Source organism: Rhodoferax lithotrophicus, assembly GCF_019973615.1.
Lineage (GTDB): Bacteria > Pseudomonadota > Gammaproteobacteria > Burkholderiales > Burkholderiaceae_C > Rhodoferax > Rhodoferax lithotrophicus.
The window spans coordinates 628,774-650,280 of the sequence record NZ_AP024238.1; the positions used below are offsets into that span (position 1 = coordinate 628,774).

16 protein-coding genes and 2 pseudogenes are annotated in these 21,507 nt (G+C 56.1%); 8 read left to right on the forward strand and 10 right to left on the reverse strand.

The window, feature by feature from the left end; translation table 11 throughout:
- Nucleotides 1-16: 16 nt before the first annotated feature.
- A complete protein-coding gene (locus LDN84_RS02925; RefSeq protein WP_223907925.1) occupies nucleotides 17-769 on the forward strand; it encodes a hypothetical protein in 753 nt (250 codons plus the stop codon).
- Between the two features lie 358 nt (nucleotides 770-1,127).
- Here LDN84_RS02925 and LDN84_RS02930 read toward each other — a convergent pair whose 3' ends face one another.
- The 8 genes from LDN84_RS02930 to LDN84_RS02965 all read right to left on the reverse strand — a co-directional run bounded on the left by LDN84_RS02930 (nucleotide 1,128) and on the right by LDN84_RS02965 (nucleotide 10,587).
- On the reverse strand, nucleotides 1,128-2,474 hold the full coding sequence (locus tag LDN84_RS02930) for an acetyl-CoA hydrolase/transferase family protein (RefSeq protein WP_223907927.1): 1,347 nt from the start codon (nucleotides 2,472-2,474) through the stop codon (nucleotides 1,128-1,130).
- A gap of 96 nt (nucleotides 2,475-2,570) precedes the next feature.
- Entirely contained in the window at nucleotides 2,571-3,419 is an 849-nt protein-coding gene (locus LDN84_RS02935; RefSeq protein ID WP_223907929.1) for a 3-hydroxybutyryl-CoA dehydrogenase, read from the reverse strand.
- 30 nt (nucleotides 3,420-3,449) lie between these two features.
- On the reverse strand, nucleotides 3,450-4,637 hold the full coding sequence (gene bktB, locus LDN84_RS02940; RefSeq protein WP_223907931.1) for a beta-ketothiolase BktB: 1,188 nt from the start codon (nucleotides 4,635-4,637) through the stop codon (nucleotides 3,450-3,452).
- A 116-nt stretch (nucleotides 4,638-4,753) separates the two neighbouring features.
- A complete protein-coding gene (locus LDN84_RS02945; protein ID WP_223907933.1) occupies nucleotides 4,754-5,689 on the reverse strand; it encodes an electron transfer flavoprotein subunit alpha/FixB family protein in 936 nt (311 codons plus the stop codon).
- Nucleotides 5,690-6,439, reverse strand: coding sequence for an electron transfer flavoprotein subunit beta/FixA family protein (locus LDN84_RS02950; RefSeq protein WP_223907936.1), 750 nt, complete (start codon nucleotides 6,437-6,439; stop codon nucleotides 5,690-5,692). It abuts the gene before it with no gap.
- 79 nt (nucleotides 6,440-6,518) lie between these two features.
- Complete coding sequence (locus LDN84_RS02955) at nucleotides 6,519-8,300, reverse strand: acyl-CoA dehydrogenase (protein ID WP_223907939.1); 1,782 nt, start codon at nucleotides 8,298-8,300, stop codon at nucleotides 6,519-6,521.
- A gap of 33 nt (nucleotides 8,301-8,333) precedes the next feature.
- Nucleotides 8,334-8,810, reverse strand: a complete 477-nt coding sequence (locus LDN84_RS02960) for a MaoC family dehydratase (protein WP_223907941.1) — start codon at nucleotides 8,808-8,810, stop codon at nucleotides 8,334-8,336.
- 43 nt (nucleotides 8,811-8,853) lie between these two features.
- Complete coding sequence (locus LDN84_RS02965; RefSeq protein ID WP_223907943.1) at nucleotides 8,854-10,587, reverse strand: electron transfer flavoprotein-ubiquinone oxidoreductase; 1,734 nt, start codon at nucleotides 10,585-10,587, stop codon at nucleotides 8,854-8,856.
- A 393-nt stretch (nucleotides 10,588-10,980) separates the two neighbouring features.
- Between LDN84_RS02965 and LDN84_RS02970 the strand changes: the two genes are divergently transcribed.
- The 5 genes and pseudogenes from LDN84_RS02970 to LDN84_RS02990 form a co-directional block, all read left to right on the forward strand.
- On the forward strand, nucleotides 10,981-11,295 hold the full coding sequence (locus LDN84_RS02970) for a DUF485 domain-containing protein (RefSeq protein WP_223907946.1): 315 nt from the start codon (nucleotides 10,981-10,983) through the stop codon (nucleotides 11,293-11,295).
- On the forward strand, nucleotides 11,292-12,965 hold the full coding sequence (locus LDN84_RS02975; RefSeq protein ID WP_223907948.1) for a cation/acetate symporter: 1,674 nt from the start codon (nucleotides 11,292-11,294) through the stop codon (nucleotides 12,963-12,965). Before LDN84_RS02970 ends, LDN84_RS02975 begins: the two co-directional genes overlap by 4 nt.
- 99 nt (nucleotides 12,966-13,064) lie before the next feature.
- Entirely contained in the window at nucleotides 13,065-15,083 is a 2,019-nt protein-coding gene (locus LDN84_RS02980; RefSeq protein ID WP_223907952.1) for a PAS-domain containing protein, read from the forward strand.
- Nucleotides 15,080-15,817 carry a response regulator transcription factor gene (locus LDN84_RS02985; RefSeq protein WP_223907955.1) on the forward strand — a complete coding sequence of 246 codons (738 nt, stop codon included), beginning with the start codon at nucleotides 15,080-15,082 and terminating at the stop codon, nucleotides 15,815-15,817. Before LDN84_RS02980 ends, LDN84_RS02985 begins: the two co-directional genes overlap by 4 nt.
- A 26-nt stretch (nucleotides 15,818-15,843) precedes the next feature.
- Nucleotides 15,844-16,387: pseudogene (locus LDN84_RS02990) on the forward strand (IS5 family transposase); the annotation flags it as partial.
- A gap of 421 nt (nucleotides 16,388-16,808) precedes the next feature.
- On the opposite strand, the pseudogene LDN84_RS23145 reads toward LDN84_RS02990, so the two are convergent.
- Nucleotides 16,809-16,952, reverse strand: a pseudogene (locus LDN84_RS23145) (type II toxin -antitoxin system TacA 1-like antitoxin); the annotation flags it as partial.
- A 190-nt stretch (nucleotides 16,953-17,142) separates the two neighbouring features.
- The gene (locus tag LDN84_RS03000) at nucleotides 17,143-18,048 is read right to left on the reverse strand and encodes a LysR family transcriptional regulator (RefSeq protein ID WP_223907959.1); all 906 of its coding nucleotides are present in this window, start codon (nucleotides 18,046-18,048) and stop codon (nucleotides 17,143-17,145) included.
- Nucleotides 18,049-18,451: 403 nt separating this feature from the next.
- On the opposite strand from LDN84_RS03000, the gene LDN84_RS03005 reads away from it, so the two are divergent.
- Nucleotides 18,452-20,110, forward strand: coding sequence for a DUF1302 domain-containing protein (locus tag LDN84_RS03005; RefSeq protein ID WP_223907961.1), 1,659 nt, complete (start codon nucleotides 18,452-18,454; stop codon nucleotides 20,108-20,110).
- Nucleotides 20,111-20,138: 28 nt separating this feature from the next.
- Entirely contained in the window at nucleotides 20,139-21,488 is a 1,350-nt protein-coding gene (locus tag LDN84_RS03010) for a DUF1329 domain-containing protein (protein ID WP_223907963.1), read from the forward strand.
- Nucleotides 21,489-21,507 lie beyond the last annotated feature (19 nt).

Below are 21,507 nucleotides of genomic sequence, written 5' to 3' on the forward strand. Positions count from 1 at the left end.
TAAAGTGGACTGAGTAGTGAAAATTCCCTTAAAGAGAGTCGCAATCGCCATTGTTGTCACTGCTAACGCAGCTATGGCCGTTGCTGCAGAAAGAGAAGCCGGCGCATTGTTGCAGTCTGGAGAATGGCGACAAGACGTTGGCAGCTATGGCGTGCCTCAACAATTCGAGAAATTGAAACCGGCCAAATGGCCAAAGGATCTTTGGTACTCACTTAAAGTCAAAGACGGTGCGTTGCATGTTCAGGCTCAAAAATCAAATATAGATTGGCTAAACACTATCGTCCGTCAGATACCTGTCGCGGACGACCAAGGGATTTTGGAACCAAGGGAAAGTGAAGAATACGATCCAACAATGTATCTGAGGGTGCCCGCCGTTGTACTCAAGGAGGGGCCGCATCCTTTGTATATATTCAAGAATGGGACACCGACGCTTTTGCCTGAACTGGACTATCAGTATCAGTTGGTACTTGATAAGACGCCCTTCAAAATGCGGGTGCAGAACGGCTTAAAGGGCAAGAATGGCGAGCCATACGGCGAAGGTGCGACTTACTTCATTGAGTACGATGGCAAAAAATTTGAGTATCCGCTCGGATATTATGGATGGGCTTCGAAAGTCATGGGCATCGCGGACATTGATGGTGATGGCTTTCCAGATTTCATAATCTATATCGACGGATCCAACAGCGGAGCGACGTTCATCCTCCTATCCTCCCTGGCAAAGCCGGGAAAGAATTCGGCTACTGCATCACTTCACTCCTGGGGTTGTTAAGCCACAAATCTGATTGATGAAAGCTGGTCGAAATGGGCCAGTTGCGGTCATCTGCGAATGGCCGGTACCGGGAAGCCAGTCCACTATTTAACCCGCAACCATGTTGGCGTACCGTTCGCAGTGTCTGCCGGTCATATTCGTCACGTCACTGGTGGATTTTCCGTGCAATAGCGATCACCCATATGTGTTAAGCGATCCAATTCATGGAATCCGTCAGCCACTATGTGTTGGCTTACCGACGCCGGAACAACGTATGCGACGGAAGGGCGTGCAAGCCTCAGGGTATGCTGGTTTTATGCTTTCTGTGACCCGTAAGCCGCCGTTCATTGCGGACTTCTCATACCCTTATGATCGGTGATTACAGTTTCTTGTTGGAGCGCCGCCAGATACCTAAGGCTTCAGCAGCCTTGACCAACTGCTCTCTGAAATCAGGATGGGCGATGTTGATCAGCGCCTCGGTGCGCTGCCAGGTGGACTTGGCCTTGAGCTGCGCGCAGCCAAATTCGGTCACCACATAATGCACGATGGACCGCGGGCAGGTGACGATGGTTCCGGGCGACAGGGTGGGCACAATGCGTGAGCCGATGGTGCCGTCTTTCTTTTTGAAGGTCGAGTTGATGCAGATCAGCCCCTTGCCGCCCTCTGACCGGTAAGCCCCCGTGATGAAGTCAAGCTGGCCGCCGGTTCCCGAGATCTGGCGCGCCCCTGAAGACTCGCTGGCGACTTGGGTGAACAGATCCACCTCGATCGCATTGTTGATTGCAACCACCTTGGGATTGCGGCCAATCACACAGGGGTCGTTGGTGTAAGACACCGGGAAAATCGCCGCTGCCGGGTTGTTGTCCAGGAAATCGTAGAGTTTCTGCGTGCCCATCGCAAAGGTATAGACCATCTTGCCGCAATCGATGGCTTTGCGTTTGCCGGTGATGCGCCCGGCCTGGTACATGTCAACATAAGAGTCGGCCAGCATCTCGGTGTGCACGCCCAGGTCTTTCAAATCACTTTGCGCGATCAGCGAGCCGACGATGTTGGGCAGCGCACCAATGCCGAGCTGAATGGTTGAGCCGTCTTCAATCAAGTTCATGACGTGCCCGGCCACCAGTCGGTCCGCCTCGCTGGTTTGTGCATCAGGCAACTGCAACAGTGGGCTGTTGGGGCCTTCAACCACCATGTCGACATGGGAAATGTGGATGGATTCATCCAGCCCACCCAGGCAGCGCGGTGCCTGGGTGTTGACTTCAACAACGATTTTTTTGGCCTTGCTCAAATACGCCGGGGTCAATGAGCAGCTGGTGGACAGGTTGAAGAAGCCGTTGGCATCCATGGGTGCCACCTGCACAATGACCACATCGGGTTCCTCGTACAGGGTGATGTTTTGCGGCCCCTGGTGGTAGCACAGCGGCACGTAGCTGGCCAAGCCGCGCTCGCCGTTCTTGCGACCCAGCCCTGAAAAATGCCAGTCATTCCAGATGAACGACTCCCGACCCGGATCGGCCTCAACACACTTCAGGGGTTTGGCGCGGGTGGTGGTGGTCAGGATCACCTCGCGCAGTTCGCTTTGGCGCAACGCCAGGGCGGCATCGACCGCTTCAACGTTCTGGGCAAATTCGCCCATGAAAATGTTGTCGCCCGATTTGACCAGCGCAGCCGCCTGGGCGGCGGATGCGAGCTTTTGCCGATATTGTTCATGTGCACGACTTGGCATGGCGAAAACCTTTAAATTAATAATTACAAATTGCAGAGCAGCTGTATACCGGACGATTTATGACAATTTTTGGCCTGTCCGGCGTGCCAGCCAAGTTCAATAGCTGTAAACGCCCTGGCCCGTCTTGCGACCCAGGCGACCTGCGGCCACCATCTCTTTGAGCAGCGGACACGGCCGATATTTGCTGTCGCCATACTCGCTGAGGTAGACCTCCATCACCGCCAGGCAAACGTCAAGGCCAACCATATCGGCCAAAGCGAGTGGGCCAATCGGCTGGTTGCAGCCCAATTTCATGCCTGCATCAATGTCTTGCGCGGTGGCCAGGCCTTCTGCCAACACAAAGAATGCCTCGTTGATCATCGGCACCAGGATGCGATTCACCACAAAACCGGGCGCGTTCTTCACCGTGATCGGTGTCTTGCCCAAAGCCTGGGCCATGGCCTGCACTGCTTGGTGTGTTGCATCACTGGTCTGGAGGCCGCGAATGATTTCCACCAGCGCCATCATGGGTACCGGGTTGAAAAAATGCATGCCGATAAACCGGTCGGGGCGCGAGGTGACTGCCGCCAATTGGGTGATCGAGATCGACGAGGTGTTGGTCGCCACAATGACCTCGGGCGCGACCAAAGCGTCAACCTGTTTGAGGATTTTGACCTTGAGCTCAAAGTTCTCGGTGGCGGCTTCGATCACCAATTGCGCAGACTTCAAGTCATCGTAACGGGTGCTGCCGGTGATGCGTACCATGGCGGCCTCTTTGTCGGCCAGACTGATCTTGTCTTTCTTGACCAACCGGTCCAGGCTGTCCGCAACGCTGGCGATGCCTTTGGCCACCGCTGCGTCGGAAATGTCAACCATGATCACCTGAAGCCCCGCGACCACACATGCCTGTGCGATACCGTTGCCCATCGTGCCTGCACCAATGATGCCTACGCTTGCAATATTCACAATGAAATCCTTTCGCGAAACATCACGCCATCACGCTATGCGCTCAAAAATGGCGGCAATGCCCTGACCGCCGCCAATACACATGGTGACCAAGGCATAACGGCCGTTCACGCGTTGCAGCTCATGCAAGGCCTTGACCGTGATCAGGGCACCGGTCGCGCCAATCGGGTGCCCCAAAGAAATGCCGGATCCGTTGGGGTTGACCTTGGCCGGGTCCAGGTTTAGGTCACGCGCCACGGCACAGGCCTGGGCGGCAAAGGCCTCGTTGGCCTCGATCACATCGAGATCATTCACGCTGAGTCCGGCTTTCTTGAGCGCCAACTGGGTTGCCGGCACCGGACCAATGCCCATGTATTTGGGGTCAACACCAGCGTGGGCATAAGCCACCAGGCGTGCCATGGGGTTGAGGCCGCGTGCCTTGGCTGTGCCAGCTTCCATCAACACCACGGCCGCAGCCGCGTCGTTGATGCCTGATGCATTGCCCGCCGTGACGGTGCCGCCTTCTTTCATGAAGGCCGGTTTGAGCTTGGCGAGTTCGGCCATGGTGCAGTTGGTGCGGAAATGTTCGTCGGCTTCAAACGCCACGTCACCTTTGCGGCTCTTGAGCATGACCGGCATGATCTGGCTCTTGAAATAGCCCGCTTCAATGGCGCGCTGGGCACGGTTGTGGCTTTCAACGGCCAGGGCATCCTGGTCGTCACGGCTGATGCCCCACTTGGCGGCGATGTTTTCAGCTGTTAGCCCCATGTGAATGACGTGAAACGGGTCGTGTAACGCGCCTATCATCATGTCGACCATCTTGGTGTCACCCATGCGAACACCCCAGCGCATGTTCAGACTAGCGTAGGGCGCGCGGCTCATGTTCTCGGCACCGCCGCCAATGGCAATGTCGGCATCACCCAACAGAATGGACTGGCTGGCCGACACAATGGCCTGCAGGCCGGAGCCGCACAGACGATTGACGTTGAAAGCCGGCGTGCCCTCAGCGCAGCCACCGTTGATGGCAGCCACGCGTGACAAGTACATGTCTTTGGGCTCGGTATTGACCACATGACCAAAAACAACGTGGCCCACATCTTGGCCTTCGATGCCAGCGCGGGCCAGAGACTCGCGCACCACTTGTGCGGCGAGTTCGGTGGGGGCGATGTCTTTCAGACTGCCACCGTAGGTGCCAATGGCGGTACGAACTCCACTGACGACAACAACTTCACGGGTCATAAAAATTTCCAGAAATAAAAAAGATGAAAAATCTGAGCCTGTTTGGCTTTGGGCGCGATCAAGGCTTTGCGAGCCCTTAAGCCAAGGTATTGCCCGAAGCAATAGCCACCCAGCCGCTACAACGCGGCAACCAGCTCGGGCACCGCAGCAAACAAATCGGCCTCAAGCCCGTAGTCCGCCACGCTGAAAATCGGTGCTTCAGGGTCTTTGTTGATGGCCACAATCACCTTGCTGTCCTTCATGCCAGCCAGGTGCTGTATGGCCCCGCTGATGCCGCACGCCACATACAGCTGAGGTGCCACAATCTTGCCGGTCTGTCCCACTTGCCAGTCGTTGGGGGCGTAACCCGCATCCACCGCAGCGCGGCTGGCTCCCAGCGCAGCACCCAGCTTGTCGGCCAGTGGGGTCATGACTTCATTGAACTTCTCTTGTGAGCCCAGTGCGCGGCCGCCGCTGACGATGACCTTGGCGGCGGTCAGTTCAGGGCGGTCGTTCTTGGCGATTTCGCTGCCCACAAAAGTGGCCGCAACCGGTACAGCCACAGCTGCTACAGTATCTATAGCTGCTGGCGCTTGTCCAAAAAGGGCTGCAGGGTCAAAAGCCGTAGTACGTACGGTGATCACCTTGACTGCATCGGTGCTCTGCACGGTGGCGATGGCGTTGCCGGCATAGATCGGGCGCTCAAAGGTGTCGGCGCTGATGACTCGGGTGATGTCAGAGACCTGGGCCACGTCCAGCCAGGCCGCCACGCGTGGGGCGATGTTTTTGCCAGATGCGGTGGCCGCAAACAGAATGTGGCTATAGCCTGCGGCCACGGCCAGCACTTGTGCCGCCATGTATTCGGCTACGCCATGCGCCAGCATGTCAGCGTCCACATGCAGCACTTTGGCCACACCGGTCACCTGGGCTGCGGCACTGGCCACGCCAGCGGCGTTGTGTCCGGCGACCAGTACATGCACCTCGCCACCACACAGCGCGGCTGCGGTGACGGTGTTCAAGGTGGCGGGTTTGAGAGAGGCGTTGTCGTGTTCAGCGATGATGAGTACGGTCATTTAAATCACCTTGGCTTCGGTTTTGAGTTTGACGACGAGGGTCGCCACATCGGGCACCTTGATACCGGCGCTGCGCTTGGGTGGCTCGGTGACTTTGAGGGTTTTGATGCGCGGAGCCACATCCACACCAAGGTCTGCCGGCTTGAGGGTTTCGAGCGGCTTTTTCTTGGCTTTCATGATGTTGGGCAGCGTCACATACCGGGGCTCATTCAGGCGCAGGTCGGCGGTCATCACGGCTGGCAGGGTGACCGACAAGGTTTCCAGTCCACCGTCGATTTCGCGCGTGATGCTGGCATTGCCACCATCCACTACGATCTTGCTGGCGAAGGTGACTTGCGGCAGACCGGCCAGCGCAGCGAGCATCTGGCCGGTCTGGTTGCAGTCGTCGTCGATCGCTTGTTTGCCCAGAATCACCAGGCCCGGTTGCTCCTTGTCCATCACCGCCTTGAGCAGTTTGGCCACAGCCAACGGTTGCAGGTCTTCGGCAGACTCCACCAGAATGGCACGGTCAGCACCAATCGCCATGGCAGTGCGCAGGGTTTCCTGGCATTGGGCTACACCACACGACACGGCGATGATCTCGGTGACCACGCCTTTTTCTTTCAGACGCACGGCTTCTTCAATGGCGATTTCGTCAAACGGGTTCATGCTCATTTTGACGTTGGCAATGTCCACACCGCTGTTGTCCGACTTGACCCGGACCTTGACGTTGTAGTCCACCACGCGCTTGACTGCGACAAGAATTTTCATTTCTAAGTTTCCTGGATGAATAGAACAAAGAGGCCAAGCCAGCGGTACAGCACAGAAGCGACGCTGGCCCAAGCCGCCATCAAAACATGTCGATGGCCATGCGGTTGGTCGTCTCGCCCGCCTGGCGAATACTCTGCGACAACGCGGCAGCCTGCGGCAACACCGCGTCCGCGTAGAAGCGGGCAGTGATCACCTTGGCACCAAAGAAGGCGGGGTCGCTGTCGAGCTGCTCCTGGGCGATCATCATGGCGCGGCCCATTTGCCAGCCACACAACACCACCCCCGCCAATTTGAGGTAGTTCACCGCCCCGGCATACACCGTTTTGGGTGCCGTCTTGCCGTTGGCAACGATGAAGTCAATGCTTTCTTCAAGCGCCAGTCGCCCCTGGCGCAAGGCGTTCAGCATCGCGGCGCAGTCTTCGTTGTCGTGTGCGGCAAGGTCTTGCTCCGTGATGGCAACTTGCGCACACAGGGCCTTGGCCACGGCCCCTTTGTCACGCAAGGTTTTGCGACCCACGATGTCATTGGCCTGGATGGCGGTGGTGCCTTCGTAAATGGTCAGGATACGGGCATCGCGGTAGTGCTGGGCCGCACCGGTTTCTTCAATGAACCCCATGCCGCCATGAACTTGAACGCCCAAACTGGCCATCTCGATCGACATTTCGGTGGAAAACCCTTTAATCACCGGCACCAGAAATTCGTACATCACCTGGTTGTGCGCCTTGACCGCCGCGTCGGATGCGTGATGGGCTGCGTCACTGGTGGCAGCGGCCATGTAGGCCAGGGCACGCGCACCTTCCACATGGGCGCGCATGGTGAGCAGCATGCGTTTGACATCGGGGTGGTGAATGATGGCCACCGGGCCGTCAGAGCCTGCCAGGTCGCGGCTTTGTGTGCGCTCATGGGCGAATCGCACGGCTTGTTGGTAAGCCCGGTCAGCCACCGCAATGCCCTGCATGCCCACCGCAAAACGCGCCGCATTCATCATGATGAACATGTATTCAAGGCCACGGTTTTCCTGGCCCACCAGGTAGCCAACCGCGCCGCCGTGGTCACCAAATTGCAATACCGCGGTCGGACTGGCCTTGATGCCCAGTTTGTGCTCGATCGACACACACCAGGTATCGTTGCGCGCGCCCAAGGTGCCGTCATCGCCCACCATGAATTTGGGCACCAAAAACAATGAGATGCCTTTCACGCCTTCCGGAGCGCCCGGCACGCGCGCCAACACCAGATGGACGATGTTTTCCGCCATGTCGTGTTCGCCATACGTGATGAATATCTTGGTGCCAAATACTTTGTAGCTGCCATCCGCCTGGGGTTCAGCGCGCGAGCGCACCGCAGCCAGGTCAGAGCCCGCTTGCGGTTCGGTCAAGTTCATGGTGCCTGTCCACTGGCCGCTGATCAGCTTGGCAGCAAACTTGGCCTTGAGCTCCTCGCTACCGGCCACCAGCAGCGCTTCAATGGCACCGTCGGTCAGCATGGGGCACAGGGCAAACGACAAACTGGCTGCGTGCAGCATTTCGGCGCACGGGGTGGCAATCAGCTTGGGAAAACCCTGGCCACCGAGTTCGGTGGGGTGGATCACCCCCTGCCAGCCACCTTCGGCAAATTGCGCAAAGGCCTCTTTGAACCCGGGCGTGGTGGTCACGGCGCGATCTTGCCAAGTGCTGGGGTTCTTGTCGCCGTCCCGGTTCAGCGGGGCAACCACCCCTTCACAAAACTTGGCGGATTCTTCCAGCACCGCCTGCGCGGTGTCGAAATCGTAATCTTCCAAACCTGGCAAAGCTGTCACTTTGGACAAGCCGGCGAGCTCTTGCATGACAAACAACATGTCTTTCAGGGGGGCGTGATAAGTCATCGGGTACTTTCTGGGATCAATAAAAAAATAGAGTCAGATGTTTGAGCCGGAGGTCATCTGTGTTGCAGCTTTGTTGGCACGACGGACGGCAGAATCCACCTTGACCAAGGCTTCGCCGTCAATCACCATGACTCCTCTGACGCTGCAAGTGGTTTCCAGCACCACACGGCCACGGTCTCGGTGGAGTTCGCGCACTTTGACAGTTGCGTGCACTGTGTCGCCAGGGCGTACCGGGGCCAAAAAATTCAGCTGTTGGTTGAGGTAAATGGCTCCTGGGCCTGGTAGTCGATTGGCCACCGCCGCCGATATGACGCTGGCGGACAACATGCCGTGTGCAATGCGCCCTTTAAAAGCCGTGGTCGCAGCGTATTCTTCATTGATGTGAATCGCATTGGTATCGCCTGACACACCGGCAAACAATACGATGTCGGCTTCGGTGATGGTTTTTGAAAAAGTGGCGCTCATGCCCACATTCATGTCTTCTATGTCGTAGCCGTTCAGATGGTTCATGCTCATGTCTCCTTGTTTGATTCGTTTGAAAGGATTGCGGCTCTCACATCCCCGCGTAATTCGGCCCGCCGCCGCCTTCGGGCGTGACCCAGACGATGTTCTGCGTCGGGTCCTTGATGTCACAGGTCTTGCAGTGCACGCAGTTCTGTGCGTTGATCTGCAGCCGGTCGGTGCCGTTGTCATTCTTGACAAACTCATACACCCCTGCCGGGCAGTAGCGCGTCTCCGGCCCGGCGAATTTGGCCAGGTTGATCTGAACCGGTACCGAGGCATCTTTCAAGGTCAGATGCGCGGGCTGGTTTTCTTCATGGTTGGCACTGCTGATGAATACGCTGGAGAGGCGGTCAAAGGTCAGCTTGCCATCGGGCTTGGGGTACTCGATGGGTTGGCATTCAGCCGCCGGCTTCAGGTACGCATGGTCTGGCTTGTCGCGGCGAATCGTCCACGGCATGGCACCGTTCAAGGCAAACTGTTCCAGCCCGTTCATCAGGGTACCGACACGTAAGCCGTATTTGAACCAGCTCTTGAAATTGCGCGACTTGTTGAGTTCGGCATACAACCAGCTTTGCTCAAAGGCCTCAGGGTAGGCACTCAGTTCATCATGCGCACGCCCGGCAGTCACGGCTGCATACGCCGCTTCAGCCGCCAGCATGCCGGTCTTGATGGCCGCATGGCTGCCCTTGAGTCGGCTGACATTCAGGTAACCCGCATCGCAGCCCACCAGCGCGCCACCCGGGAACACCGTTTTTGGCAAGGCTAACAGGCCGCCAGCGCTGATGGCTCGGGCGCCGTAAGCTATTCTTTTGGCAGTAACTTCACCTTTTGAGTTTTCCAGGTACCAGCGGATATGGGGGTGCGTCTTCCAGCGCTGGAACTCCTCAAATGGGCTCAGGTAGGGGTTGCTGTAGTTCAGGCCGGTGATGAAGCCCATGGCAATCTTGTTGCCGTCCATGTGGTACAGGAAAGAGCCGCCATAGGTGTCGTTGTCCATGGGCCAGCCGGCGGTGTGTAACACCAGGCCGGGCTCATGGCGCTCAGGGTCAACCTCCCAGACCTCCTTGATGCCAATGCCGTAGCTTTGGGGGGCACAACCCTCGTCGAGATTAAATTTCTCAATCACCTGCTTGCCCAGATGGCCGCGTGCGCCTTCTGCAAAGAGGGTGTACTTGCCTAGCAGTTCCATGCCCAGTTGGAAGTTGCCCCCGGGCTCGCCATTCTTTTCGATGCCCATGTTGCCGGTGGCCACGCCCCTTACCGCAGGTAGGCTACCACCTTGCGCAGGTAAGCTACCGGTTTCTGAACCCTGGTCGTTGTACAACACTTCAGCAGCGGCAAAGCCGGGGAAGATTTCCACACCTAAGCCTTCAGCCTGTTCACCCAGCCACTTGACCAAGGCACCCAGACTGGCGATGTAATTGCCATGGTTCTGGCTGCATTGGGGCAGCAGCATGTTGGGCGTGCGATAGCCCGTGGTTTCACTGAGAAACAGCATGGCCTCGGCGGTGACGGGCTGGTTGAGCGGTGCGCCCATCGCCTTCCAGTCGGGAAACAGCTCGGTCAGCGCCTTCGGGTCAACAATCGCCCCCGAGAGGATGTGGGCACCGGGCTCAGAGCCTTTTTCAAGTACCACCACCGAGACGTCTGTGCCTTTTTCAGCGGCGAGTTGTTTGAGCCGGATGGCTGCTGACAGGCCAGCGGGGCCGCCCCCGACAACAACCACGTCATATTCCATCGACTCACGCGGGCCGTATTGGGCCAGGATTTCTTGTGGGTTCATATCGAATGCTTTCAGTGCTGCATCAAACGCGGTGCCAACGCGCCAGCGGATGCCGCGTGGCACGGTTCATGAAATGTGTGGGTGCGGTATCGCTGGTGCGCGTTCGCATGGTGACTGTCTCCATCCTGGTGGCTTGGCGCAGACAAGCGGTGTCTGCGCAGCAAATTTATGCACCGAACGGTAACAGCCGATTGTTAAAAAAAATCGACGCAAATGTATCGAATGTTTGCAGCGGCGCGCAGCCAGCTCCAATCCCAGCGTGGCATCAAACAAGTCACTTGTTGCAGGAACTTTTCGCAAATGTGACGAATGTTTACAAGTATTTCGCAAAGTCATGTGAGCCGTCAGAATGCGCACCGCTCAGTACCTTACCCACAACCAGGAGACTCTCCCATGTCAAGCAACGAGGTGGCCAAAAGCATTGGCACCAATCCAAAATTTCACCAACTGGTGCGCATGCGCAGCAGCCTTTCGTGGACCATGTTCTTCATCGTCATCAGCATGTACTACCTGCTGATGATCACCGTTGCTTTTAACCCGACCGCTTTGAGTGGCGTGATCAGCGAAGGGTCTGTCGTGACCATCGGTTGGCCGCTCGGTGCCGCCGTGATCGTGCTTTCCTGGCTTCTGACCGGTCTTTACATCTACCGTGCCAACAACACCATCGAACCTTTGAATGATGCCCTGCTGCGGGAGATTCTGAAATGACTCGTCCATCCATTTCGAGATTATTGGGCTTGTCCCTGTTGTCCACGCCCATTTTGTCCCACGCTGGCCCGGCCGTTGAGGCTGGCACTCGCCAACCCATCAACGTGACGGCCATTGCCATGTTTTTTGTGTTCGTGTTGAGCACGCTGTTCATCACCTACTGGGCGGCGCGCCGTTCAAAATCAGCCAGTTCGTTCTACACCGCCGGAGGTGGTATTTCTGGCTTCCAGAATGGTCTGGCGGTGGCGGGTGACTACATGTCTGCCGCGACCCTGCTGGGCATTACCAGCCTGGTGTATGTGCGTGGCTACGATGGGTTTCTCTACGCCATCAGCTTTTTTCTGGGCTGGCCCATCATGCTGTTTCTGATGGCCGAACGCCTGCGCAACCTTGGAAAATTCACCTTTGCGGACATTGTTTCCTATCGGCTTGACCCCACCAGGATGCGCATCATGTCTGCAATGGGTGGCTTGATGGTGGTGTTTTTCTATTTGATTGTTCAGATGGTCGGTGCCGGTGAATTGATCCAACTGCTGTTTGGTCTGGAATACAACGTGGCCGTGATTGTGGTGGGCGTATTGATGATGGTGTACGTCACGTTTGGCGGCATGATTGCCACCACCTGGGTGCAAATCATCAAAGCCACGCTGCTACTGATGGGCGGCACCGTCGTGGCATTGCTCACCATGTCTCACTTTGACTTCAATTTTGGCACGCTGGCACAAAAGGCAGTGGCTGTGCACAAAGCCGGTGCCAAGATCATGAGCCCCGGAACCCTGTTTGCCGACCCTGTGTCGACCCTGTCGCTCTCGCTGGGTGCATCTTTTGGCTTGTTGGGCTTGCCGCATATTCTGATGCGCTTTTTTACCGTGCCCAATGCCCGTGCGGCACGTGCCAGCGCCTTTGTGGCCAGTGGCTTTATCGGCTATTTCTTCTTGCTGATCTGTATTCTGGGCTTGGGCGGCATCGCCATCGTCGGTGTTGATCCCCAGTTCTTTGTCGATGGTCAATTGGGCGGCAAACTGCTGGGCGGCACTAATATGGTGGCCTTGCACCTGGCCAAGGCTACCGGCGGCGACTTGTTGCTCGGCTTTTTGTCTGCTGTGGCTTTTGCGACCATTCTGGCCGTGGTGTCCGGGCTGGCCTTGGCGGGCGCTGCCGCCGTGTCACACGACCTTTATGCCTGTGTCTGGCGCAAAGGAAAAACCACCGATGCCTCTGAGATGCGCGTCTCCAAAATTGCCACCCTGTGTATTGGTGTGGTCGCCATTGGGCTGGGCATTCTCTTCAAGGGTCAAAACATTGCATTTTTGGTGGCTCTTGCGTTTGGCATCGCTGCTTCGTCGAACTTTCCGATCTTGCTGCTGTCCATGTACTGGCGCGGCTTGACCACGCGGGGTGCACTCGCTGGCGGTATTGCCGGGCTGGTGTCTTCGGTGGGGCTGGTGATCCTGTCACCAGCGGTATGGAAGTCGGTGCTGGGCAATCCGGCGGCCATCTTCCCCTATGACCACCCGGCGCTGTTCTCAATGCCCTGTGCGTTCCTGGTGGCCTTTGTGGTGTCCAGTCTGGATCAAAGCGCACGCGCCAACGCGGAGCGCCATGCATTTGATGCGCAGTTTGTTCGGTCGCAAACCGGTCTGGGTGCAGCGGAAGCCAGCGACCACTAAGAGCTGAGGCACCGGAATGTAACGAATGTTTGCAGCCCGGTGCCTGGGGCTCATGAGATCCCTAGAATGGGCTTTGCTTCCCGCCATTTTTGATACTTTATGTCCATTGCACCCATCAGCGATGCTGCCTCGCTCAAACACCGACTGGAATCGCTGCAGGCTGGACTTGACCTGATCGATCAGGGCTTCACGCTGATCGATGAGAAGCTGCAAATCGTGGCCTGGAATCAGGCCTTTCTCGATTTGCTTGAATTCCCGCCGTCCATGGTCTACGTGGGCGCGCCGTTTGAGAGTTTCATGCGCTTCAACGCCGAGCGTGGTGAGTACGGCCAAGGGGATATTGAGCCGCTGATTCGTGCCCGAATGACAATGGCGCAATCGTTCAAGCCGCATGTGTTCGAGCGCATCCGTCCCAGCGGTACCGTCTTGAGAATATATGGTGTTCCGGTCCCTGGTCATGGTTTCATCACGCTGTACTCTGATGTCACCGAGCAGCACCGGCAAAAGCGTCTGATCCACGACCAAACACGGCAGATGGAAGCACGGGTGCAGGAGCGGACCTTGGCCCTGAGCGAAATCAACACCGAGTTGCGCCAAACACTCAGCGACAAGGAAGCCATGTCGCGTTCGCTGCTCCAAAGCGAAGCCCGGATGCGCTTGATCACCGACTCGATTCCGGCGCTGATTGCGTATTTCGACCGGCATCGCAACTACCACTACGTGAATCGCGGCTACCGCGACTGGTTTGGACTGGACACAAGTGAGCCGCAACACATCAGCGCCAAAGAGTTTCTTGGTGCCGACACCTACGCGCAGATCAAGCCCAACATCGGCAAAGCACTGGCTGGCACACCTGTGACTTTTGAATACGATGTCCATACGGTTGACAGCCATACCCGGGGGGTTCGCACGACCCTGATCCCCGAAGTGGGTGCTGATGGCCAGGTGATTGGGTGTTTTGAGCTGACCTTTGACATCAGCGCCGAGCGGCATTCGCACCAGTTGCTGGCACAGGCGCAGAAGATGGAGGCTGTGGGCCAACTGACTGGCGGCCTGGCACATGATTTCAACAATATCCTCACCGTCATCCTGGGCAACTTGGCGGCCTTGTCTGAGCAAACCAGCATTGCCCCGCTGATCGAGGAGTTTGTGGTGCCTGCCATCGAAGCGGCGCAACGTGGCTCAGAGCTCATCAATGGGTTACTCAGCTTTTCGCGCAAGCAGCCCCTGGAGCCCGAGGTGGTGGACATCAACACCCAGCTTCTGCATGTGGAGCGTCTGGTGTCGCGTACCTTGCCCAGCGCGCTGACTTTGGATGTTCAGGTTGCGAAACCCCCGCTGATGGTGCGGATGAACCCCAACCAGTTTCAAAACGCGGTGCTCAATCTGATCCTTAATGCTCGTGATGCCAGCGACTCAAAGGGCCTGATTTCAGTGGCTTGCAGCACAGTGTCATTGAACCCATCCAACGCCTTCCAGTGGCATTTGCCTACCGGTAACTATGTGCGTGTACAGGTTCGCGACTTTGGTTGTGGCATGGATGAAGTCACCCGGTCGCGTGCCTTCGAGCCATTTTTCACGACCAAGCCTGCAGGCAAAGGCAATGGCCTGGGTTTATCGATGGTTTATGGATTTGTGCGCCAGACGGCTGGCGCAATTGACATTGACAGCGCGCTGGGGCAGGGCACCTGCTTTAGCCTGTTGTTGCCGGCCTATGAAGCGGTTGCAGACTTGGCACGACCCGGCGCGATGCCTGCGCCAAACAGCCAGGGGCTTTGCTTGCTGGTCGAGGACGACGCAGGTGTCAGGCAGCTGGCTAGGCGCAACTTGCTGGATCTGGGGTATTCGGTTGTAGAAGCTGAAAACGGTGTCGAGGCACAAGCTATATTGCGGGGTGTGTCAAAAATTAATTTGCTGCTGTCTGATATTGCCATGCCCGGGGGGGTGGATGGCCGCGACGTTGCGCGCCAGGCCTTGGCGCGCGGGGACATTCCCAAAGTTTTGTTGATGAGCGGATTCGCCCCTGAAACCGGTGCGTCACTGCCAGCACCCCTGTTGGCCAAGCCGTTTTCCAAGGCACAGCTGGCTGTGGCCTTGCAGCGCTTGGAGCGTCAATGAGCAGCCCTTCCCCAGTGGCACCCAGCCCGCTGAACGCACTGATCTACATAGTTGAGGACGACAGCGGTGTGGCGCAAATCATGCAACGCAACCTGGCCGAGTTCGGTTTTCATGTCGAAGTGTTCAGTACAGCCGCAACGGTCATTCGGCGCCTGAAATTGGAGCGACCCGATTTGTGCATTGTTGACTTGGGCTTGCCAGACATGGATGGTATCGAATTGATGTCCCATATCACGCGGGTGAGCTCCTGTGGTCTGCTGGTGGTGACAGGCCGGGGGCAAACCATTGACCGGGTCATGGGTCTGGAGTTGGGCGCTGACGACTATGTGGTGAAACCATTCGAGCCACGCGAGTTGGTGGCACGGGTGCGCAGCGTTTTGCGACGCCGCACCGCGTCAGGCAGCGGTAGCGTCAATCGGCCGTGCCGCTATGCCAGTTTTCTTGGCTGGCGGCTGGATTGCTCCGCCAATCTGCTGTGTTCTCCGGATGGACAAGACAATTTTCTGGGAACGGCAGAGATTCATGTGCTGCGCGTGTTCCTGGAGCATCCGTACCAAATCCTGACCCGTGAGCAGCTCTTTGGGCAACGCAATATCTCACCGCTGGACCGCAGTATCGACGTGCGGATTTCGCGCTTGCGCCGAAAACTGGAAGTTGATCCGCAGCAGCCCAAGATCATCAAAACCGTGTACGGGTCGGGCTATATGCTTTCGGCGGCTGTTGAGTGGTCCTAAGGCAACGCTGAACACGTCCCAACCTGACCATTGTGGATGCCACCATCATTGACGCACCGAGTTCGACCAAGAATGTCGACAAGGCCCGTGACCCGGACATGCACCAAACCCGCAAGGGCCAGCAGTGGTACTTTGGCATGAAGTTGCACATCGGTGTGGACAGCCAAAGTGGTCTGACGCACCACGCTGTGGTCACAGCGGCCAACGTGCATGGCAAACATCCGTTGCCAGATTTGTTGCATGGCAACGAGCAACGCGTCTATGGTGACAGTGCTTATGCCAGCCAGAAGGAGTTGATCCACAGTGCAGCGCCCAAGGCCAAAGACTTCACCAATCAGCGTACCCGGCGCAATGGTTTGGTCAACGAAGAACTCAAAGCCAGGAATCACAACAAATCCAAAATCCGCTCACGCGTTGGAGCACGTGTTTGCGGTGGTCAAGCGCCTGTGGGGATTTGGCAAGGTGCGTTACCGCGGACTGCAAAAGAATGCAACACGGGCATTTACGGCGTTGGCACTGGCCAATATCTATCTGTGCCGAGAGCGGTTGATGGCACAGGTGCGTCCATGAGGGCGCGATAGAGGGCGGCCAGCCCGCCAAACAGCCCCCAAAGGGGTCAACGCGAGCTCACTTGAGCACAATCTCGACTACTGATAGCTTCGCGCTACTTTGACGGTACTTGTTCAGCGTTGCCTTAATTCCTTATCAAGGGCCAAGCGCACTATCCGTATCGCCGGAACCGTTGGATAACGTGGCAACTTTTTAATCAACGCCACAGGCAAATCTGAAAGCAATACCAAGGCAGATGCCAGTGTGTCGTAGCCTGCAATTCGCTGATGGTCGGCCAGCGCGACATAACAAGCCGTCACGCGGCGGTGAACATCCTGCGTGACTTGTTGTTTGAAATAGCTATCCAGCGGCTCTGACCCGCTATGAAATTCCGATCACTCATGACCACCATCAAGTTGAGCGACTTGAGATTGACAGCCACTCATCCTGGTTTCAATAGCTTGGCACGACTGGCAAAGATACGCACCATGGTCGGTGTAGGTTCAGGTGGATTGAGTAGAGCCTGGGCAAAGTATGACTGATCAGCCAAAGACAAACAAATGACCTCGGCTTGCTTGATGGCTCTTTGTGCGGCATCCTAGACCGCACTCACCACGAAGTCGGTCATTGTGTGGCTCTGTCATTCAGCAGCACGCTTGAGTGTGGCATGGAGATCAAAGCTGATACGGGCTTCAAGACGTGCTGTGCTTGAGGCGGCTGGCATGTGATTCCTTTGGGTGTGGGTTCTTGCTTGGGACTTGAAAATGCAAGACGACCTAATCGTACTGTTCGTTCCAGGTCGTTTTAAAATCTTCTATAACCGCCAAGAATGCGTGCAGTATTGCGGACGAATCATCTTTGCGATGGACACAACTAAGGTCCACATAGGCAGGAAACGTATTTTCAAAAAGGCGATAGACAACCTTAGGAATCCTAAGAGTTGTCACTGACTTCGGGACGATGGTGACTCCCAAGCCAGCAGAAACCAGTGCGATTCCCGTGACAGCATCACCCACAACTTGGGAAATGTCTGGCATGAAACCCACACCACTGCAGAGTTCGATGACTTTATCAACGAAATTTGGGCGATCACCCGTTGGGAACAACACTAGCGGATGATTTTCCAATTCCCGGAATGAAATGGTTCCTTGTTTGTTCAACGGGTGTTCTTCATTTAGTGCCAAATAAAGAGGCTCGTTGATGATCAATGAGTTTTCAATGTCTGGGTGCAGGAGTGGCATGCGATGAAAGCCGATCGTTATCCGTTTTTGTCGCAATGCTTCAATTTGCTCACCCTTGGACATCGTATGCAAAACGACTCTGACACCAGGATGAGTGACACGGAACAGATGTAGTAATTCGGGAATCACACTAAAAATACCCGTCCCAAAGATCCCGATGTCAAGTCGGCCAAGCTTACCTTGACCAGCGCGAACAGTGCGCTCTACAGCTTGTTCCATCAAATGCCGAATATTTCTGGCTTCCGACAGAAACATGTTTCCTGCTTGCGTCAGCTCTACACCGCGCGGCGTGCGGACAAACAACTGAACATTGAGTTCTTGTTCCAGTTGCTGAATCTGCCGCGTCAGTGGTGGCTGCGAAATATGCAAACGCAACGCGGCGCGTCCGATATTTAGCTCCTCGGCGACCACGATGAAGGATTTGAGATGCCGAATATCCATACGTGACTCCGAATTTATTCCGTTGACTTATTGATGTCAAAGTACGCGATTTCATACATTGAGTGCATGAAGGCAAAGGTATTCCACCATTTTATGCATGACTAGTGAGTGGCCGACTGAAACCTCCTACCAAAATCAGCTTCGGCAAGCATGTGCAGCGAATTTCCTTTGTGTATTCGCTGGATACGGTAACTACAGCCTAATCCATACCTAAAACGCATTACAGAGCGGCTTCATTAGTATTGGACGGTAATTCATCTGTTGCGTAAATTTGGGGCCTTGAACCAGATGGTTGTGACTTTTAACGAAAGATCACCATTGGATTGAAAAACCTCAAAAGATATAAATTTAGGAGCAGCAGATGAGAAAGAGTCAACGCACTCGGCAGATTCGAAACTTTCCCATGACACGACATCTTCGTAATGTCATTGGGATGATTCTCGGTGGGATCGGGGCCTTTGGTTCAGCTCACGCAGTAGGGATTGAAACTGATAACCCGGACATCAAAATGTCTTGGGATAACACCTTTAAGTACAGTGCTGGCTGGCGCGTCGCGGATGTTGATAGCAAGATTGCGGACAACTCGATTGGAGTTCAGGTGAACACCAATGATGGCGATCTCAACTTTAAAAAGGGCGCGATGATTTCCAACCGTGTGGATTGGCTGTCTGAGTTTGATCTTCGCTATAAGAAAAACTTCGGCTTGCGCATCAGTGGTGCCGCGTGGTACGACGAAATCTACAACCGAAGCAATGACAACGCTGGTGTCATGGGGGGTGCGCTGGTTAATTCCACATCGGTGCCCTACAACCAGTTCACGGATGCCACGCGCGCTATACATGGCCGCAAGGCTGAATTCCAGGATGCTTTTGTCTACGGCAGTTTCGCGCCGAATGATATGAACGTGAATGTCAAGCTGGGGCAGTTTACCCAGCTTTATGGCGAAAGCCTTTTCTTCGGATACAACGGCATTGCGGGGGCGCAGACACCGCTTGATTTGGCGCGGGCACTTTCAGTGCCCAATTCTCAGTTCAAGGAGGTTGCGATGCCGGTGCAGCAATTGTCGACCCAGGTCCAGATCAATCCCGGGTTGACTGTCGGTGCGTACTACCAATTTGAGTGGAAGAAAAACCGTCTTCCGGGGGTGGGCAGCTACTTCAGTTTTGCTGATTTTACTGATGCGGGGGGTGAAAATATCTTGCTGGGGGGACCCTCGGTTCATCGTGGCGAGGATATGAAGGCCAGTGATTCCGGCCAGGGAGGTGCCCAAGTGAAATTCAAGGTCGGCGATACCGAGTACGGCCTCTATGTTGCTCAATTTCACGACAAGATGCCGCAGTTTTATGTACGTCCAGGCGTGAATCCCCGTGGGGGGACGGACATCGGCGACTACGTCATGGTCTATGGGGAAAAGATCAAAACTTACGGTGCCAGTTTCAGTACTCTGCTCGGTGAAACCAATGTGGCGGGCGAGCTTTCTTTTCGCACCAACCAACCCTTGATGGCCATTGGTAACACCATGATATTACCGGGCGGAACAGCCTTTAACGGTAATGACAACCCAGCCTATCCAGTGGGCGATACGCTGCACCTCAATCTGTCGGCGATCACTGTGTTGGGTGCTAGTCCGCTGTGGCAGGGGGCTAGTTTCGTCGGTGAATTTGCTTACAACCAGCGGATGAAGATTACCAAGAACGAAGCTGCACTTGATCCAATGGCGACCGAAAGTGCCAGCGCCATCCAGTTGGTGTTCCAGCCGGAGTATTTTCAAGTGTTGCCGGGACTAGACCTTCAGGTGCCGATAGGCCTGTCCTACGGCATCAGTGGTCGATCATCGGTGGCGGGTGTGGGCTCGCTGATGCCTTCAGAGGGCAATGGCAACATCAGCTTGGGTATTAAGGCGGATTACAAAAAGACTTGGCAAGCGGGCCTGAGCTACACCCATTACTTCGGGAATGGCGGTTCGGTAATCAAGTACAACACCCCCGCACCGACACTTTCTTACGACAACTTCCATGGCGACCGGGATTTCATTTCTCTGTCAATCCAGCGCACCTTCTAAGCCAATCCATTATTTCGAGACTGTAATCATGAAAAAAACCATGTTGTGCGCGACCGTTGTTGCGCTGATGACCGGTACCACCAGCAACTTTGCGGCGGTCGGTGCCGATGAGGCCGCCAAGTTGAAAACCACACTCACGCCTTTTGGTGGCGAAAAAACCGCCAACAAAGATGGCAGCATTCCGGCTTGGGACGGCAAGACAAGCGTGGCCGCCACGCCCAAGGCGGGCGACATTCCCACGCAGGTGTTTGCCAGCGAGAAGCCAGTGGTGCAGATTTCGGCCAAAAACATGACCCAGTACGCCGATAAGCTGAGCGAAGGTACCCAGGCGCTGCTGAAGAAGTACCCTGACACTTTCCGGGTCGATGTGTACCCAACGCACCGCACCGCTGTGGCACCCCAGTACGTGTACGACAACACGTTCAAAAATGCGACCAACTGCAAGACCAAGGCGGGTGGCTATTCGGTCGAGGGGTGCTTTGGCGGCATTCCATTCCCTATACCCAAGGATGGTGCCGAGGCGATCTGGAACTACCTGCTGCGTGTCGAGGCCGAGTCCACCGAGGTCTCGTTCAAGAACATTGTGGGTACTTCCGATGGCATGCGCACCCTGGCCACGCAAAACGACCAGGCCAACCAATACCCGTTCTATTACAAGGACGGTTCTGTGGAAAAGTGGAGCGGCGAGTATTTTCTGCAACGCTTTTCCACCGTTGCACCACCGTTCAAGGCGGGCGAGTCACTGGTGATTCGTGACGGTGTGGATGTGGCCACACCACGTCAGACCTGGCAGTACTTGGTTGGCCAGCGCCGGGTTCGCCGCGCCCCCACCGTGGCTTATGACACGCCTGACTTTGTGTCCTCCGGTGCCAATTACTTTGATGAAGTGATGGGCATCATGGGCCACCCGGACCGCTACCAGTGGAAGCTAGTGGGCAAGAAGGAAATGTATGTGCCCTACAACGCAAATGCCCTGGTCACCGCTTCTGAAGAAGATGCGTTTGCCAAGCGACACATGAATCCGGACAAGCTGCGCTGGGAGTTGCACCGTGTCTGGGAGGTTGAGGCCACCGTGGCCGCTGGCAAACGTCATGCCGTTCCCAAGCGTCGTTATTACCTTGACGAGGACACCTGGCTGCTGACGTTGATGGACGGCTACGACCCCGAGGGCAAGCTGTGGCGCACCACGCAAGTGTTCCCTTATGTGGTGCCCGCCATTCCGGCAGTGGTCATCAAACCCGTGACGGTGTTTGACCTGCAAAAGGGCACCATGAGTATGGTGCAGTCGCTTAATGGTGGCTCTTTCAAGGTGTTGTCAAAGCGCAAATCGGAAAACTACTTTACCGGTGACGCAGTGGCTGCCGACGCAAGCCGCTAAGCAAACAAGCCTGCCCAGG